Origin of the sequence: Kocuria gwangalliensis, from assembly GCF_039544365.1 — a bacterium.
Classification (GTDB): domain Bacteria; phylum Actinomycetota; class Actinomycetes; order Actinomycetales; family Micrococcaceae; genus Kocuria; species Kocuria gwangalliensis.
Map to the genome: position 1 here is coordinate 14,243 of NZ_BAABLN010000003.1, position 16,138 is coordinate 30,380.

The following is a 16,138-nucleotide window of genomic DNA, read 5'->3' on the forward strand; positions in this document are numbered from 1 at the left end:
CGTGAGTCAGCCGGCCGACGTCAGCCCGCGAACCGTCCCGCGGGTTGGCCGGGAGCCGCCACGCGCACCGAATACAAGGAACCGGCGGTGGGCTGCACGTCGTTCGGCAGGTTCTCGCGCGAGGTGGTGATGTACAGGGTGCGCAGGTCCTGACCGCCCAGTGTGCACGCGGTGGTCTGCTTGGCTCCCACGCTCACCACGGTGTCCAGGGTGCCGTCCGGGAGGTAGCGATGGACCTGCCCGGCACCGTTGAGCGCTACCCAGACGGCCCCGTCCGAGTCCACCGTCAGCCCGTCCGGGTTGGCCGACACGCTGGCGGGTTCGTACTCTTCGTCGTCGTCCCAGGCACCGGCCGCGGCGTCGTCGTCGACAACCGGTGAGACGAAGGTGCGGCGATTGTGCAGGCCGCTCGCCGCGGACCAGTCGAAGACCGAGACCTCTCCCGTGGGGGTGTCGTTGTAATACGCGAGCGAACCGTCCGGGGACCACGCGATGCCGTTGGAGATCGTGACGTTCTCGAGCACCGGTTCCCAGTCCAGGTCCGGTGAGACCCGGTAGAGCGTGGCCGACCCATCGGACTGGTCGTAGGCCATGGACCCGATGTAAAAGGTGCCGTCCGGGGCGATCCCGCCCTCGTTCATCCGAATCTCCGGCGATGTCCACAGGGTGATTTCCTGCTCGGGATTACCGGCGGCGTCCGTGAGGAGCACCCCCCGCTCCACGGCAATGATCTGGCCGCCATTGACGCGCGGGCGCACGCACGCCGCCACGGATCCCACGTGCTGCCTGCGCGGCTGCTCGTCACGACCGAACGTGAGAATGTCCCCGGCGAGCATGTCCACCCACGCCAGGCCACCCCACTCGGGGCTCCAGCAGGGGCCCTCGCCGTGGTAGACCCAGCTGGGCGTCAGCCGCTGCGCGCTGAGCCGGTTCATCGCTCGGACCTGCGTAGCTCTTGGACGATCGGTACCGCCGTGGTGGGAATGCGGTCGCGGTCGTAGGTGATCTCCGTGTACCCGTGCGGGGTGGGACGGCCTTGCTTGTCCAGGTTCACGAACACGATCTTGTCGATGCTCAGAATCAGCTCGCGCGTGATCATGTTCCGCACCTGCGCGCGCATGGTCAGGGACGTGCGGCCGAACTTGGTGGCGGACAGACCCATCTCGATGATGTCGCCCTGCACGGCGGAGGACACGAACTCGATCTCGGACATGTACTTGGTCACCGCGCGCTGATTGCCCAGCTGCACGATCGCGTAGATCGCGGCTTCCTCGTCGATCCAGCGCAACAGCGACCCGCCGAACAGGGTGCCGTTGGCGTTGAGATCTTCGGGTTTAACCCACTTGCGGGTGCGGAATGTGATGTCCGTGTGCGGCTGCATGAGTTCAGCTTAGTGAGCTCGCGCGGCAAGGTCGCGGGTTTCGGGCGTCGTCGTCGTTTCTCAGCCTCGGACCAACTGGCGGATGGCCACCTTGTCGAGCTTTCCGGAACCGTTGCGGGGCACTTCTGCCACGGTGACCAGGTCCTTGGGGAGTTTATAGCGCGCCAGGCGGTCACTGCAGAACTGTCGAAGCTCCGCGATGGACGGAACCTCGTGCCCGGGCTGCGGTTGCAGGACGGCCACGATGCGCTCACCCCACTGCTCGTCGGGAGCGCCCACCACCGCTGCGTCCAAGATGTCCGGGTGCTCGGCCAGGACGCGCTCGATCTCCGCGGGGTACACGTTCTCACCGCCGGTGATGATCATGTCCTTGAGCCGATCCACGATGTAGTAATAACCCTCCGGATCCCGGTAGCCGATGTCCCCGGTGTGGAACCAGCCGTCCGTGAAGGCTGCGGCGGTGGCACCCTCGTCCTCCCAGTAGCCGCTCGTGACGTTGGGGCCCCGCACCCACAGTTCGCCTCGCGTATCCGGTTCGGAAACGGGCTCTCCCGTGCCGGGATCCATGATCTGCACCTCGGTGTAGAGCATGGGCATTCCCGCCGAACCGGCCTTCTCGTAGGTGAGCTCGGTGGGCAGGTAGGTGGCGAAGGGTGCGGTTTCGGTCAGACCCCAGGCCTGCTGGACGGGAACGTTCTTGGCCTCGAAGAGTGAGATCACCACGGGAGGGACGGGGGCCCCGGCGCAGATCAGGGCGCGCAGGGAATCGAGTTTCGATCCCTTGAATTCGGGATCGTGGGTCAAGGACAAAAGCATGGCCGGCACGAAGAAGGCATTGTTCACGCCGTAGTTCTCGATGTCCGCGAGCACCTGGGACGGCACGAACCCGCGCCGAACCACCGTGGTGTTGCCGCGCACCAGCGCTCGCACCGTGAACGAGTTCAGCGCACCAATGTGGAACAAGGGCGCCACGGCGTAGTTGATGTCCCTGCGGCGGGTGTCCACGAGTGAATCCACGTTGAACGCGTTCCAGAAAATATTGCCGTGGCTCAGTCGCACCCCCTTGGGCTTACCCGTGGTGCCGGAGGTGAACATGAGGATCGCCAGGGTGTCGTCCGTGGTCTCCACCGGTTCGCCGAGTTCGGCGCCCTCCGCCCGTTGCACAAAACCACTCAGCGGGATCCAGTGCTCGGCGACTTCGAGGCCGGCGTTGAGCGGCGCCGCGGGATCGTCATCGATCAGGACGGTTTCGGTCTGGAAAGGCCACCCCGCCTTTTCCTGGCCGGCGGAGTCCTGGGCGCCCAGGGCGGCGTCGACCACCGGGACGTGACCGGGTTCTACGACCATCACGCGAGGTGCGGAACGTACCAGGAGCTCGCCGACCTCGCGCGGGACAAGGCGGAAATTGAGCGGCTCGAGAACACCGCCCAGCCACCAGGTGGCAAACATGGTGCGCAGGAACATTTCGGAGTTCAGGCCCAGGTACACCACGCGGTCGCCTTCACCCACGCCCGACGCCGCCAGGCTCGCCGCGAGTTCGCGCGCATTGGCCGCGAACTCGTCGTAGCTATAGGTGCGGCCCTCGTAAATCACGGCCGCCAGGTCGCGACTGTACCGCTGGTTGAAGAGCAGGCCGCGGACGGGATTGATGTTGACCGGGTGGGACACGGATGATCTCCTGAAATAGAGGACAATCTCCATCGTTGATGTTATCAACGAGTGATGCGCCTCACGGTAGCAACACCCATGACGTTCCGGAACCGGGCTTTGATATCGGAAACGTACTGATTCGTCCCGTTGCTGTGTGAGCATCCTCGATCCGCGGGAAGTTCCTCCGTCCGCTCGGGCAACAACCGGCTGAAAGACGCGCTGTTCTGCTCCGCCTGGATCGCCTCGAACCACGACCCACGGCCGATGACCGCCCGACGTCTTGCAGGGCACGGGCACGAGGAGTCTGGGCCGTTGCCGCATATCCTTGGTGACATGCCCTCGTCCTCACGCCGCACGGATTCTGCCGACGCAGCCGCTCCGTTCACGCACCGCAGCTTCACCGGTGCCTGGAAGTTGCTGGGCGTGGCCGCGACCGCGCTGGCCGCGGGGATCGCCGAATTCTTCGCGTGGCTGACCGGGCCCTTGGGGTCCCCCCTGACCGCGGTGGGCGGAGTCGTGGTGGACTCTGTCCCCGCGCCCGTCAAGGACACCGTGATCGCCGTGTTCGGCACCGGTGACAAGATTTTCCTGTTCGTGATGATGGCCGTGGGGCTCGTGGTACTGGGATTGCTCGTCGGCGTCGCGGAGCGGAGACGGCGCCGCACGGGTATCGCGGTCCTCGCCGCGCTGGGGCTGGTCGGACTGGTCGCGGTGATGACCCGAACGGGCACGGACGCGGTCAACGCCGTCCCCGTCGTTGTCGGCACCGGCGCCGGCCTCGCATTCCTCAGCTACGCGGGTGGCCGTGCGGCAGCGCCCGTGGCCGATGACCCGCTGGATCGCCGTAAATTCCTCCAGCTGTCCGTGGGAGCACTGACCCTGGGCGTGGTTGCGGGCGCAGTGGGGCGATGGGCGGTGTCGGCGGCCCGGAAAGTCCCCGACATGCGCGCCGCGCTGAGCATCCCTGCCCCGGTCGCTCGCGAGGCCATCCCCGCCGGGACCCAGGTGCCAGTCGCCGGCACCGAGCCGTGGTTGACCCCCGTCGAGGACTTCTACCGGATCGACACCGCACTGAGCGTCCCCCATCTCGACGTGAACCAGTGGCGGCTGCGCATCCACGGGATGGTGGACCGGGAGATCGAGCTGACCTTCGACGACCTCATCGGGCGTCCGCTGCACGAACGCACGGTGACGCTCGCGTGCGTGTCCAATCAGGTGGGCGGTGACCTCGTGGGAAACGCCGTGTGGACCGGTGTGCCGTTGCGAGAAGTGCTCGCGGAGGCCGGAGTGAGCCCGGACGCGGACATGGTGCTCTCGACGTCCGAGGACGGTTTCACGGCCGGGACACCCCTGAGCGCCCTCAAGGACGAAAACCGCACCGCCATGCTTGCCGTGACCATGAACGGAGAGCCGCTGCCCCTCGAGCACGGCTATCCGGTGCGCATGGTGGTTTCGGGTCTCTACGGGTACGTATCCGCGACCAAATGGCTCGTGGATCTCGAGGTCACCCGCTTTGACCAGGCCGAAGGCTACTGGACGCCCCGGGGTTGGTCCGCGGAGGGGCCCATCAAGATGTCCTCGCGTATCGACGTCCCCCGAGAAAACGCGAGCGTGGACCCCGACACGACCCTCGCGGGCAGCGCGTGGGCCCAGAACACGGGAATCACCGCGGTTCAGGTGCGGGTGGACGGCGGGGAATGGAGGGACGCGACCCTCGCCGCGGTGCCGTCCGAAGACACCTGGCGGCAGTGGTCCGTGCGCGTCACCGATCTTCCAGCCGGTTCCCATACCGCCGAGGTCAGAGCCGTGGACGCGGACGGTCAGGTGCAGACCTCGGAGCAGGCACGTCCCGACCCCAACGGTTCCTCGGGCTGGCACGAGCGGGTCTTCACCGTGCGCTCCTGATCACCCGCTCACCGGGTGGGGGCGTCGAGCACGTGGCTGTGATCCGGCCACGTGGATGCGCGCCGGCCCGTGATCGGTCATGATGCCTGCATGGCCGCTTCTTCGCCCACACACTCCACGAGGCCCCCCGAGGGTAGTACCCGGTTACACCGCAAGGTGCTGATCGTCCTTGCCACCGGTCAGATCACGGGCGGGCTGGGCGTGGGCGCCACCTTGGCACTAGGTGCACTCCTGGTGAGCGAGGTCTCCGGGTCCAGTGCGCTGTCCGGGCTGGCGGCCACCATGAACACCCTGGGCGCGGCAATCCTGGCCATTCCATTGGCCCGCCTCGCCTAGCGGCGGGGGCGGCGGATCTCGCTGACCACCGGAGCACTGGTGGCAATTCTTGGTGCGTCCGTGATTATTACGGCCGCGGTTCTCGGATCGCTTCCCCTGCTGTTGCTCGGCATGGGGTTACAGGGTGCGGGCATTGCGCTGAATTTGCAGTCCCGCTTCGCCGCAACGGACCTGGCCCCGCAGAAGACTCGTGCCCGGGATCTGTCTTTGATCGTGTGGTCCACCACGCTTGGTTCCGTGGTGGGGCCCAACCTCTTCGAACCCAGTGAGCTCCTGGGCCGGGCCCTTGGACTTCCCCAGTTCACCGGTGGGTTCCTGATTGCCATGGCCGCACAGGTCCTGGGTGCGGCGGTCTATTTCCTGGGGCTGCGCCCGGACCCGCTCAAACTCGCACTCGCCCGGGGTGCCGCCATCAAGAACAAGCCCGGTCCCGCCGGTGGATTCGGGAGCCTACGTTCCGTTCCGGCTGCTCGCCGGGCTGTCCTGATCGTGGCGCTCTCCCACGCCGTGATGGTGGCGGTGATGTCCATGACGCCCGTGCATCTGACCAGCCACGGTGCCGCTCTGTCGCTCGTGGGGCTCACCATCAGCCTGCACGTGGCCGGTATGTATGCGCTGTCCCCCGTTTTCGGGTGGCTCGCGGACAAAATGGGCCGCGCGCAGACCGTACTTCTGGGACAGGCGATTTTCGCCGTCGCACTGTTGCTCACGTTCTTGGGCGCAGAAAACCAGACCCTGGTGCTGACCGCCCTGATCTTGCTGGGTCTCGGTTGGTCCGCGTCCACCGTGGCGGGCTCCACCATGGTCACGGAATCCGTTCCGGTGCAGGACCGGCCGGGGCTGCAGGGCACCTCGGACCTGGTCATGAACTTGTGCGGCGCTCTGGGCGGGGCGATGGCGGGGCCGATCCTGGCATTGGTCGGTTTCTCCGGGCTGGGCCTGGTGTTCCTGGCTGCGGTACTGGTGGTGACGGTGGTGGCGGCGAAAACTCTCCGCGCCACTCGCGCCGCCATCTGATCCTGCCTTACTGCACGGTAGGCCGTCCTACTCCGCAGTAAGGCCGCACCAGATGGCTCGCCAGGGGCATCCCACCCGAAATCATCCCAGATAGAACCCGCCGTCCGAGGTGAGCACCTGACCGACGATCCACGCGCCATCGTCCGTAGCGAGCCAGCTGATGAGGTTGGCCGGATCATTGGGGCGACCGAAGCGCCCGAACGGCTGGCGAGCCAGCAACTCCTGGATGCCGTCGAGGGAACGGTCCGTGGCATCGGGAGACAGGTAACCGGTGTCCACCGGGCCGGGATTCACGGTGTTGAGCACGATACCCAGTTCGAGCAGTTCCGCGGCCACGGTGGCGGTCACACCCGCGAGCGCGGCCTTACTCGTGGCATAGGCGACTTCGCCTCGCATGGGCCCGTGCCCCTGCCCCGAGGTCATCCAAAACACGCGACCGGTCGGTTTGGTGAATTTCGGACCTTGATCGGTCCGCACTCGATCACCGGGACGCGCGGCCTCGGTGGGTGCGTCGGCCTTCAGCAGCGCGAAGGCTCGCGTTAGCAACAGGGTGGAGCGAGTGTTCGTGGTCCAAAACGCGTCCAGCGCCTCGGGCGTCATGTCCAGAATGGACCCGTCTCCGCCGCTCTTGGCGTGATTGCACACCAGAATGTCCAGGGAGCCGGTGAGCGCGTGCGCGGCGTCGATGAGCGACTGGATTTGCCCCGTGTCCTGCAGGTCCGCGCTCTTCTCGCCCAGCACGGCACCCTCGGTGAGTTCGGCCTCTACTTCGCCGACGACGCCGCTCAGGTCGTCCGCGCCCCACGGCTGGTCCTCGTCGTGCGGGCCGTAGTGGTGGATGAACACGCTGGCGCCCAACCGAGCGAAGGCGCGGGCCACGGCGAACCCGATCCCGCGGCGTCGTGACACCCCGGTGACAAGCGCGGTTTGCCCGGACAGCGGAAGTGCCGCTCGCGAAACGCTCATGGCCCCATCCTTCCAGGATCATTTCCCGGGATACCAGCGCCGCCCTTGCAGGTTCAGGTAATGAGAGTGGCGTACACCACGTAGTTGTCCCCGAAGTTACCGGTGGCGGGATCGTAGCCGTCGCAGGTGATCAGCCGCAGCTCGGCCCCCGGGGTGTTGCCGTAGACCTTCAGGGTGGGGAATTCGTCCTTCGCGTAGGCCTCCCCGCGATCGACCGTGAATGTAGCGGTGGTCCCGTCCTGCCGGGCAACTTCAATGGTGTCCCCGGCACGCAGTTGGCGCAGGTCTGCAAAGACTCCGGGGCCACCGCCCGCGGCGTTGACGTGGCCGAGCAACACGGCCGGGCCCCGCTCGCCGGGTGTGGGAGAGCCGTCGTACCAGCCGGCCGGGGACCCGGGAGGCTCCGGTGGGACCTCCAGGGAGCCGTCCTCGCGCAAGCCCAGGTGCAGTAGTTCGGACGTGGTGTCGGTGGCCGGGATCGACAGGGAGTGCGGGTCCGATGCGGCCAGTACCTTTTGTGCGGGCCCGGAAGCGACTGCCGATGCGCCCGTGGGGCTGGGGACCGGCGTGGCTGCCGTGGGGCTGCCCGACGCCACGGGGACATCACCGGCAGCCCCGGCCTCCGGAGCGGCGTCGGCGGTGCAGCCGGTGAAGGTGAAGAGGGCAGCGATCGCCGCGCAAGCCATCAGGCCTGCGCGGCGATCTTTGCTCGAACCCGTCATGGGAGTCAAACTCCTTAGTGCCGGATCGGCATTCGAATCGGTCAGCTCCGGGCGCGGCGGTGAGCCACGAACATTCCGGAGGCGGCCAGCGCCATGGCACCGACACCGGCCGCGGCGATTCCAACTGTCGCACCGGTGTTCGTGTCCGTCTCCACGCCGGTGTCGGCTCCGCCGTCCGGCATGGCCTCCATCTGCGATGCCCCCAAGGTGCCGCACGCGGCCGGCAGGGTCGCGGCCAGAGGCAACTTAGGATCCAGACTGGACATCTTCTCAGCCGCAGCAGCCGGCATCTTCGCCGGGTCCACACCGTGGACGACCACAACCGCGGTGCCGTCCTTCAAGGACTGAGCGGTCTCCGCATTGAGATCGAAGGTCCGCTCATAGGTGTAGGAGCTACCGCCGGAGAAGCGGTCCACGGCCAGGGCGGAATCGGCACTCGTGTCACCCTCGGTCGTCAGGGACGTACCGATGTGACCGTAGAACGGATGGCCCTCGGGTGTGCTGACCACGCCGTCGCCGTCGGTGTCGGCGGTGGCCGGCGGGCAGACACCCTGAGCGCTGATGTGGATGTGCTGGGCGTGCGGGAACGGCCCGTCCATGAAGGTCTCCGCGGCACCGGTGACGTTGACCGTGACGGTGGCCTGGTTGCCGTGAACGTCGACCATGGCCTCACCTGTGGTGCCGGAGTTGTTCATGGTGTTCAAAGTCGTCTGGGTCGACCACATGTCGCCCTCGTGGGCCATGGCCGGGGCGACCTGCAGCGCCAGGGCGCTCAGGGCCAACGTGGGAACGGCGAGCAAACGCAACTTCTTGTTCATGATCGGTTCCTTACTGTGCGTGCGGGGGGTGCTTTGTGCTGGTGTTACACGGAGAGTTCGGTGCCGAGCGCTGCCCGGACGGGTGAGCTGAGAAGAACCTTAAGATTTCTTTTCACTGCGCGACTGCGCCCGATAAAAGCCATCCGTGCGGGGTTCGGCTACGAATCACCCGTGTGAACCCCTCCCGCCAGCCCTTCTCGCACCGCCACGGTCCGGCCCTGCCCCAACGTGTTCGTCCGGGAAACCGCCCAGTCACGGTGCCCTTCGGGGACATGTGTCAGTGGCGCCCCCATATCTGCGGCGTATGGCAGTATTCACATTGGAACAGCATCGACCGCCCCCGTGAGAAATACTCGTGTCGAAGGGATGACCAGTGGGAAAGCATGTTTGAGCCCGGCTCCGGCCGGGGAACCCCCCGTGATCCTCTTCCCGGCTCCGCGGACCGGCCCGCCCCCCAACAGCGCGCATCCTCACGGGCACACGTAGAATCCGGTGAGGACAGGGCGGGCGATCTCACGGAACTGCTGCTCCGCAGCGCTCGCGGAGACGAAGCCGCCTTCGCGGCGCTCTACGACGCCACCGCGTCCAGGGTTTACGGACTGACAAGACGGCTGACTCGTTCACCGGAGCTAGCCGCAGAGGTCGTCCAAGAGGTCTATCTGATGGCCTGGCAGCAAGCCGCCCGCTTCGATCCGAGCCGCGGCTCTGTGGTCGCCTGGCTGTCCACTCTGGCCCACCGCCGCGCCGTGGATCGGATCCGGCAAGTGGTGCAGGAACGGGGCAGAGAACAAGTTTATGAGAATCGGAGGGTGGGGGCACCGATGGATGCGACCTGGCAGGAGGTCGAACAGGCCATGGACACGCGTGACGTTCGGACGGGTTTGGGAGACCTGACGCCGCTGCAGCGCGAGGCCATCACCTTGGCGTATTACGACGGATACACGTACCAGGAGGTGGCCCAGCGGCTGGAGATCCCCTTGGGCACGGCCAAGGCCAGGATCAGAGATGGTTTGAAGAGGCTCGGTGCCACACTGGGGGCGCAGCAATGAACCACGACATCCCAGAGCCCGGTCTCGTTCCCGGCGATCTCCACAACTTGTCCTCCCTGTACGCCGTGGACGCCTTGGAGCCCGCCGAACGGGCGGCCTTCGAGTCCCATTTGGCCGGCTGCCCACCGTGCCGGGCGGAGGTCGCCAGCTATGCCGAAACCACGGCCCAGCTGGCAGCCGCGGTGGCGTTGGAGCCTCCGCCCGCCCTGCGCACCAGCGTCCTGAATGCCATTCACGGCACCTTCCCCTTGCCGGCACGCCCCGACACCGCTACGGCCACGGCCCAGCCTGCTGCCGGGGATGCCGAGCGTGAACCCGCCAAGGGCTCGTTGGGAGACCGTGCCCGCTCCGACAGGGGCTCGCACGTGTCGTTGGACGCGCTACGACGTCGTTATCGTCGCGTGCTCGTCGCCGCCGTGTCCACCGCTCTCGTACCGGGGGTGCTCGCGGGCGGGTGGGGTCTCGGGGTGCAGGCGGAGCAGCGACACCAGGAACAAATCGTGGCTCAGGAGCAGGACCGGGAGAACCGGCTGCTGGCAGCCTCGGACGTCACCACCCGAAGCATGGATGTGGGTGGCCAGGCAGGCACCCTGTTTGTGTCCCGGGAGCAAAACACTGCCATGTTCGTCTCCGACGACCTGCCCGACCCCGGGGAGAACAGCGAGTACCAAATGTGGTTGATGGACGGCGATACGCCGGTTCCCGACGCACACTTCTCCGGCGGTCAACTTCGCACCTGGCTGACCGGCGACGTGGCCGATGCGGACGCCGTGGCCATGACCATTGAACCCGCCGGCGGTTCCACCACTCCCACCCTGCCACTGGTGGCCAGCACCGAAATCTGACGCCGCGACCCATCCGGCGCGCCATGGACTCCGAACATGTGGTGAAACAACAGCAACCACCACCGCACCGCTCGGCGCCCCCGCCCTCCTGAAGGCAACGTCGAGTACGGCGCGGGAATCAGGGAGAGACACAATGGCATTCGATATCGATCGGTACACCCAAGCCGCCACACCGGTCACCTGGGAGGATCTGGACTACGAGGTCTTCCGCGGTCACCCCCTGCCGCCCGACACCCTGCGCACCTTGCGTTACATGTGCGAGATCGAGTTCCACACCGTGTGCTACCTGCGCGACATGCTCGTGAGCCCCTCACGCAAGGATCCGGAGGTCGGCACGTTCATGACCACCTGGAACTGGGAAGAGATCTGGCACGGGGAAGCCCTGGCCCACGTACTGAGCCTGCACGGGATCACTGTGACCTATGACCAGCTCAAGGCCAAGCGGATGAAACTCGGGTGGCGGGATCGGCTCAGCCCCGTCAAGCAGTCACTGTTGTCCAACATTGTGGGCATTGATTTCGTGGCGGTGCACATGTTGTGGGGCTCCATCAACGAACGTTCCACCGCCGCAGCTTACAAGCGCCTGGCTGCGCTCGAGGACAGCCCCGTACTCGGCGACCTGTTGCGTCGGATCGCGTCCCAGGAGGCCAAGCACATCGCCTTCTACACCACCCAGGCCCGCGCCCGGTTGCAGGACAACCCACGCGCCCAGAAACTGGCCCGCCTCGCTCTGCGCACCGCATGGCAACCGGTCGGCTCCGGGGTCTCCCCCGAGGCCGAGGTCGACCACGTGCTACGGCACCTGTTCTCCGGCCCCGAGGGCCGCAAGGAGATCCTCGCCATAGACCGTCATATCGCCAAGTTGCCCGGCATGGCGGGGCTGAACCTGGTGGCCGAGGCCCTGGATTCCCGGGGAGTGCCCGCATGAGCGTTCCCGCCTTCGACGTACGCGCGTACATGCGCGACCCCTACGTCTTGTATCCCGCAGACCTGGACATGGGAACAATGAGCTCGTTGTCGGAACCGACGCTGGAGACGCTCAGCTACCTGTGGACGGTGGAGAGCAACGCGTTGGACCGGATGCGGGACCTGCTGGGCACACCCACACACGCCGAATCCAGGGTGACCGCCTTCCTTTCCACCTGGGCGCACGAACAACACTGGCTGGGGGCAACCCTGCAGGCACTCCTGAGCACCAACGTCCGACCTCTTCAGGAACCCGACGACACACAGCTGGGACGGATCCGGCGGGCCTGGGACGACCGGTACCGGCCCACCGTGGCCGCTATCGGCACCAATCTCCTGAACGCGGACATCACCGGGGCGCACATGGTCACCGAGTGGTTGGACACCGCCGTGGTGGCAACGGTCTACCGGCGGCTGGGCCGCATGGAGCCCGCTCTGGAAGATCTCATGTGCACGGTCGGCCGTTTGAAGGACCGGCACATGGCTTTCTACGCTCCGGAGGCCCACAACCGCCTGGCCGACGCCGCCGCGGCGCGCCGCATCGCCCGCGTTGCGGTGCGCCGATGGCGTTTCCCCGGCACCCGCTACGCCGGCCCGGCACCGGCCCGTGCCGCAGTTGCCGGTTTCTTTGCCGACCCCGGTCCCCGCGGTGCCGTGGCGGAGCTCGACCGCACCGTGGCCATGTTTCCCGGCCTGACCGGCGCCCGCCCGGTGCGAACGGCACTCGGGCATCTGGCCCCCGACGCCAACTGATGCCGCCTTACTGCACGGTAGGCCGCCCTACCCTGCAGTAAGGCCTCACCAGATGGCTCACCCGGACGACCAGTGCGGTTGGGCCGCGCAAAGGTGGTTCTCCGTGGGATGCCGCCCCTCTTGCAACAGACTCTTATTGAGACAAGAGAGTCAAGAAGTCTCACTGAGGAGTCCCATGTCAGCTGTGCGCTGGCCCCCGACCGGCCACGAAACCCACCGCTGGGACCACCGTGCCCCCATGGCATCTCATCGCGCACGGATTCGGAACACCGGGAATTTTGCGGCAGCAGTTGTCCCCCGGATCTCCCTCGCAACATCCTTGCGGGGCGCACATCGGCGAAAACGCGGAGTTGGTGGCCCGCAACGTATTTGCAATGCGGGCTGCCCTTGACGCCGCTTCTCATGTGGATTCGGCGGCCATTCTCACCATGCACCGAGTGTTGACGGAAGGTGTCCAAGACGACGCGAGTGAATACCGCAAGGAATGGGTGTGGATCGGCGGGGAATCCCCGGTCACAGCTGCCTATGTGGCACCTGAGCATCACCGTGTTCCCGCAGCCATTGCCGACCTGATCCACTTCCTGCACCGCCGCGACTTGGCTCCCACCGTCCAGGCGGCCATCGCCCACGCCCAGTTCGAGACCATCCACCCCTTCACCGATGGCAACGGGCGGACCGGGCGTGCCGTCGTGTCATCACTGCTCCGCGCGCGCGGGACGGTTCAAAACGTCAACATTCCCATTTCATCGGGATTGCTGCACGACATCGACGATTACATCGATGCATTGCATGACTACCGCGCTGGAAACCCCGCGTCCATCGTGGAGTGTTTCTCCAATGTCGTTCTGGGGTCGCTTGCTAACGCAGATCAGTTGATCAACGATGTCCGCTCCTTCCACGGGCAGGTCCTGGACTCCCTCACCGAAACCGGGTTGTTACAAGAAGAGCGGTCCATCAAGGTACGAGGCCAAAAAGTTTGGGTGGTCCCAGCTGTCGTCAAGGCTCTGGACGACTTCGCGGAGCGCGCCGGCCGCAGAAACTTCGGCTCCCGACCCCCGGAACCATGTGATGCCGCCTTACTGCACAGTAGGAGTTGCTACTACACAGTAAGGCGGCATCCCATGGCGCGCGGACCTCGCCGCGGCAGGCACACCACGAGCGAGCGAGACGACTACCCCAGCAACCCGCTCACCCGACGCATCAGGTCGGCCAGGCGGGCGGCGTCGTCGTCGTGGAGGGCGGAGAAGAACAGTTCTTGGACGTCGCGCGCGTGGGCGGGGCGCAGTTCCCGGAAGGCGCGCACACCGTGGGCGGTGAGCACCGCCTCCCAGCCGCGGCCGTCGCACTCCACACGACGGCGCTCCACCCAACCGCGCTTGCCCAGCACGCCGATCTGGTAGCTCAACCGGGACGGTGAGAACACCAGCCGCTGAGCCAGCTCCCCCATGCGCATCCGGTGGTCCGGGTCGTTGTACAACAGCAGCAGCAGTTGGTAGTCCATGAGTGAGCAACCGTTGGCCTTGAGCCGCTCCTCGATCCGCGCCGTGAGCCGGGCAGTGGTTTCGAAGTAGAGCTGCCACGCATCCCATTCCTGCTGCGACGCATCGCCTGCACCCATCGCCGGCCCTGACGGCTCGGACGCGCAGGTCACCGTCTCGCTCATGATCCCACCGAGGCCAACAGGCTCGCGAAATCGGGGACGTTGCTGAACTCGTCCTTGACCTCGCGGCGCAGCCCGGGGCCGGCGGCGTCGTCGTCGAGCGAACGGGGCGCGCCACCCGGCGAACCCGCCAGAACGACGGCCGCGAGCGAGGCACCCACGCGGTCGATGCGCCGCTGCAGGTCCTCGTGCCCCCAGTCCTCGGAGGCCGCGTAAATGCCCAGCGGCAACACGAGCGCCTTGAGGTAGCTCAGCAGCGGGCGCAGGGCGGTGTCGAGCACCAGCGAGTGACGCGGCGACCCGCCCGTGGCAGCGACCACGGTGGGTAGGTTCTCGAGGGCGGATTCGTCGATCACGTCGAAGAACTGTTTGAACAACCCGGAGTAGGACGCCTTGTACGTGGGCGAGGCCGCAACCAAGCCGTCCGCGTTGAGCACTGTGTCGATCGCGTCCTGCACGGCCGGGGAGGCCACGTGCGTGATCATCATGTCGGTCAGCCCGTGCGCCAGATCGCGCAGCGGAATGACCTTGATCTCGACGTGCTGTCCGGCGTGTTCAACGGTCCCGCTCGCGGCCTTCGCGATCGCCTCACCCAGGCGGGTGGTCGTGGAGTCTTCCGATAGCCCAGCGGTCACCACCGCGAGGGTCAAACGATCAGTCATGGTGTCCTTCTTTCTACTTACTGTGTGGAATTACTTGGAGTGCTCGCGCTGAGTGGCTTCCGCCTGCTTCGCGCGCTCCTGGGCCGCCGGGGAATCCGGGCCGCCGCCGGGGATCGGGTCCTTGCCGGCCTGATGGCGGGCCACCAGGGACTCGTGGGTCGGTGCCTCGGGCACGTGCGCCGGGCGCAGCGCGTCGAATTCCTTGCGCAGCACCGGGAAGACTTCTTCGCCCAGCAGGTCCAGTTGCTCGAGCACGGTCTTCAGGGGCAGGCCGGCGTGGTCCATGAGGAACAGCTGACGCTGGTAGTCGCCGGCGTAGTCACGGAAGGACAGGGTCCGCTCAATGACCTCCTGCGGTGAGCCCACGGTCAGCGGGGTCTGGGACGTGAAGTCCTCCAAGGACGGGCCGTGGCCGTAGACCGGTGCGTTGTCGAAGTAGGGGCGGAACTCACGCTTGGCGTCCTGTGAGTTCTTGCGCATGAACACCTGCCCACCCAGACCCACGATCGCCTGGTCGTAGGAACCGTGACCGTAGTACTCGTAGCGCTGGCGGTAGAAGTCCACCATGCGCTCGGTGTGCTCCTTGTTCCAGAAGATGTTGTTGTGGAAGAAACCATCGCCGTAGAACGCGGCCTGCTCCGGAATTTCTGGGGAGCGGATGGAGCCGTGCCACACGAACGGGGGCACGTCATCCAGTGGGCGCGGGGTCGCGGTGAAGCCCTGCAACGGAGTGCGGAAACGGCCGGAGAAGTCCACGTTCTCCTCGTGCCACAGTCGGTAAAGCAGTTGATAGTTCTCCACGGCCAGCGGGATGCCCTGCCGGATGTCCTTGCCGAACCAGGGGTACACGGGGCCGGTGTTGCCGCGGCCCATGGTCAGGTCCACGCGGCCGTCGGCCAGGTGCTGCACGTACGAGTAGTCCTCGGCAATCCGCACCGGGTCCGTGGTGGTGATCAACGTGGTGGCGGTGGACAGCTGGATGTTCTTGGTCTGCGCGGCCACGTGCGCCATGAGAATGGGCGGGTTGGCCGGCGCGACGAACGGCGGGTTGTGGTGCTGGCCGGTCGCGAACACGTCCATGCCCAGTTCTTCCGCTTTCTTGGCGATCGCCACGGTCGCCTTGATGCGCTCGTGCTCGCTGGGGGCCTTGCCAGTGGTGGGGTCCACGGTGACGTCACCGATGGTGAAGATGCCGAGTTGCATGACTGCCTCCTGTGTCGTGGATGACGACGCCGCTGCGGTCGTCCCGCGGCCCCGCTCCGTTGATATTTCAAATTTGAACTACTTACATAATGCCTCCGGCCCGAGATTTATTCCATGGAAAGTTTCGGAGGTGGTTCCGAACGTGGTGGAATCGGACTGACCGGTGGTAATTGTTGAACAATCTCCGTCGGTGGGGCATTCTTGA

Annotated in this window: 14 protein-coding genes and 2 pseudogenes; 7 read left to right on the forward strand and 9 right to left on the reverse strand. The window is 66.2% G+C overall.

The window, feature by feature from the left end:
• Positions 1 to 20: 20 nt before the first annotated feature.
• Genes ABEA06_RS02005 through ABEA06_RS02015 form a run of 3 tightly spaced genes read right to left on the reverse strand, consistent with a single transcriptional unit; the run spans position 21 to position 3,049 of the window.
• A complete protein-coding gene (locus tag ABEA06_RS02005; RefSeq protein ID WP_303382753.1) occupies positions 21 to 935 on the reverse strand; it encodes an SMP-30/gluconolactonase/LRE family protein in 915 nt (304 codons plus the stop codon).
• Positions 932 to 1,381 (reverse strand): acyl-CoA thioesterase, encoded by a 450-nt coding sequence (locus ABEA06_RS02010; RefSeq protein WP_345310382.1) that lies wholly within the window; start codon positions 1,379 to 1,381, stop codon positions 932 to 934. The genes ABEA06_RS02005 and ABEA06_RS02010 overlap by 4 nt, the downstream gene beginning before the upstream one ends.
• Before the next feature lie 60 nt (positions 1,382 to 1,441).
• A complete protein-coding gene (locus ABEA06_RS02015) occupies positions 1,442 to 3,049 on the reverse strand; it encodes an AMP-binding protein (RefSeq protein ID WP_345310383.1) in 1,608 nt (535 codons plus the stop codon).
• 315 nt (positions 3,050 to 3,364) lie between these two features.
• On the opposite strand from ABEA06_RS02015, the gene ABEA06_RS02020 reads away from it, so the two are divergent.
• Together ABEA06_RS02020 and ABEA06_RS02025 are read left to right on the forward strand one after the other, a co-directional pair.
• Positions 3,365 to 4,936 (forward strand): molybdopterin-dependent oxidoreductase, encoded by a 1,572-nt coding sequence (locus tag ABEA06_RS02020; RefSeq protein WP_345310384.1) that lies wholly within the window; start codon positions 3,365 to 3,367, stop codon positions 4,934 to 4,936.
• A 90-nt stretch (positions 4,937 to 5,026) separates the two neighbouring features.
• Positions 5,027 to 6,289 (forward strand): annotated as a pseudogene (locus tag ABEA06_RS02025) (MFS transporter).
• Positions 6,290 to 6,370: 81 nt separating this feature from the next.
• Here the strand turns inward: ABEA06_RS02025 and ABEA06_RS02030 are convergent.
• The 3 genes from ABEA06_RS02030 to ABEA06_RS02040 are packed head-to-tail and all read right to left on the reverse strand — an operon-like array spanning position 6,371 to position 8,795.
• Positions 6,371 to 7,255 carry an SDR family oxidoreductase gene (locus ABEA06_RS02030; RefSeq protein WP_345310385.1) on the reverse strand — a complete coding sequence of 295 codons (885 nt, stop codon included), beginning with the start codon at positions 7,253 to 7,255 and terminating at the stop codon, positions 6,371 to 6,373.
• 53 nt (positions 7,256 to 7,308) lie between these two features.
• Positions 7,309 to 7,977 (reverse strand): class F sortase, encoded by a 669-nt coding sequence (locus tag ABEA06_RS02035; protein ID WP_345310386.1) that lies wholly within the window; start codon positions 7,975 to 7,977, stop codon positions 7,309 to 7,311.
• A 41-nt stretch (positions 7,978 to 8,018) separates the two neighbouring features.
• Complete coding sequence (locus ABEA06_RS02040) at positions 8,019 to 8,795, reverse strand: hypothetical protein (protein WP_345310387.1); 777 nt, start codon at positions 8,793 to 8,795, stop codon at positions 8,019 to 8,021.
• Positions 8,796 to 9,178: 383 nt separating this feature from the next.
• Between ABEA06_RS02040 and sigK the strand changes: the two genes are divergently transcribed.
• From sigK to ABEA06_RS02065, 5 genes and pseudogenes are all read left to right on the forward strand, one after another.
• On the forward strand, positions 9,179 to 9,844 hold the full coding sequence (gene sigK, locus ABEA06_RS02045; protein ID WP_345310388.1) for an ECF RNA polymerase sigma factor SigK: 666 nt from the start codon (positions 9,179 to 9,181) through the stop codon (positions 9,842 to 9,844).
• A complete protein-coding gene (locus tag ABEA06_RS02050; RefSeq protein ID WP_345310389.1) occupies positions 9,841 to 10,689 on the forward strand; it encodes an anti-sigma factor in 849 nt (282 codons plus the stop codon). The genes sigK and ABEA06_RS02050 overlap by 4 nt, the downstream gene beginning before the upstream one ends.
• A gap of 133 nt (positions 10,690 to 10,822) precedes the next feature.
• Complete coding sequence (locus tag ABEA06_RS02055; RefSeq protein ID WP_345310390.1) at positions 10,823 to 11,617, forward strand: ferritin family protein; 795 nt, start codon at positions 10,823 to 10,825, stop codon at positions 11,615 to 11,617.
• The gene (locus ABEA06_RS02060; RefSeq protein WP_345310391.1) at positions 11,614 to 12,408 is read left to right on the forward strand and encodes a hypothetical protein; all 795 of its coding nucleotides are present in this window, start codon (positions 11,614 to 11,616) and stop codon (positions 12,406 to 12,408) included. The genes ABEA06_RS02055 and ABEA06_RS02060 overlap by 4 nt, the downstream gene beginning before the upstream one ends.
• Positions 12,409 to 12,836: 428 nt before the next feature.
• Positions 12,837 to 13,052, forward strand: a pseudogene (locus ABEA06_RS02065) (Fic family protein); the annotation flags it as partial.
• Positions 13,053 to 13,579: 527 nt separating this feature from the next.
• Here the strand turns inward: ABEA06_RS02065 and ABEA06_RS02070 are convergent.
• From ABEA06_RS02070 to ABEA06_RS02080, 3 genes are read right to left on the reverse strand one after another with little or no spacing between them, the layout of a single operon-like run.
• Entirely contained in the window at positions 13,580 to 14,071 is a 492-nt protein-coding gene (locus ABEA06_RS02070) for a MarR family winged helix-turn-helix transcriptional regulator (RefSeq protein WP_345310392.1), read from the reverse strand.
• Positions 14,068 to 14,730: a CE1759 family FMN reductase gene (locus ABEA06_RS02075; protein WP_345310393.1), complete on the reverse strand. Its 663-nt coding sequence runs from the start codon at positions 14,728 to 14,730 to the stop codon at positions 14,068 to 14,070. Before ABEA06_RS02075 ends, ABEA06_RS02070 begins: the two co-directional genes overlap by 4 nt.
• A gap of 30 nt (positions 14,731 to 14,760) precedes the next feature.
• Entirely contained in the window at positions 14,761 to 15,933 is a 1,173-nt protein-coding gene (locus ABEA06_RS02080) for an LLM class flavin-dependent oxidoreductase (protein WP_345310394.1), read from the reverse strand.
• Positions 15,934 to 16,138: the final 205 nt, after the last annotated feature.

Excerpts from the sequence above, each read along its gene's own strand:
- ABEA06_RS02030 (WP_345310385.1), bottom strand. The coding sequence starts at position 7,255 with ATGAGCGTTTCGCGAGCGGCACTTCCGCTGTCCGGGCAAACCGCGCTT.
- ABEA06_RS02010 (WP_345310382.1), bottom strand. The coding sequence starts at position 1,381 with ATGCAGCCGCACACGGACATCACATTCCGCACCCGCAAGTGGGTTAAA.
- ABEA06_RS02055 (WP_345310390.1), top strand. The coding sequence starts at position 10,823 with ATGGCATTCGATATCGATCGGTACACCCAAGCCGCCACACCGGTCACC.
- ABEA06_RS02040 (WP_345310387.1), bottom strand. The coding sequence starts at position 8,795 with ATGAACAAGAAGTTGCGTTTGCTCGCCGTTCCCACGTTGGCCCTGAGC.
- ABEA06_RS02050 (WP_345310389.1), top strand. The coding sequence starts at position 9,841 with ATGAACCACGACATCCCAGAGCCCGGTCTCGTTCCCGGCGATCTCCAC.
- ABEA06_RS02060 (WP_345310391.1), top strand. The coding sequence starts at position 11,614 with ATGAGCGTTCCCGCCTTCGACGTACGCGCGTACATGCGCGACCCCTAC.
- ABEA06_RS02020 (WP_345310384.1), top strand. The coding sequence starts at position 3,365 with ATGCCCTCGTCCTCACGCCGCACGGATTCTGCCGACGCAGCCGCTCCG.
- ABEA06_RS02080 (WP_345310394.1), bottom strand. The coding sequence starts at position 15,933 with ATGCAACTCGGCATCTTCACCATCGGTGACGTCACCGTGGACCCCACC.
- ABEA06_RS02005 (WP_303382753.1), bottom strand. The coding sequence starts at position 935 with ATGAACCGGCTCAGCGCGCAGCGGCTGACGCCCAGCTGGGTCTACCAC.
- ABEA06_RS02075 (WP_345310393.1), bottom strand. The coding sequence starts at position 14,730 with ATGACTGATCGTTTGACCCTCGCGGTGGTGACCGCTGGGCTATCGGAA.
- sigK (WP_345310388.1), top strand. The coding sequence starts at position 9,179 with ATGTTTGAGCCCGGCTCCGGCCGGGGAACCCCCCGTGATCCTCTTCCC.
- ABEA06_RS02070 (WP_345310392.1), bottom strand. The coding sequence starts at position 14,071 with ATGAGCGAGACGGTGACCTGCGCGTCCGAGCCGTCAGGGCCGGCGATG.
- ABEA06_RS02035 (WP_345310386.1), bottom strand. The coding sequence starts at position 7,977 with ATGACGGGTTCGAGCAAAGATCGCCGCGCAGGCCTGATGGCTTGCGCG.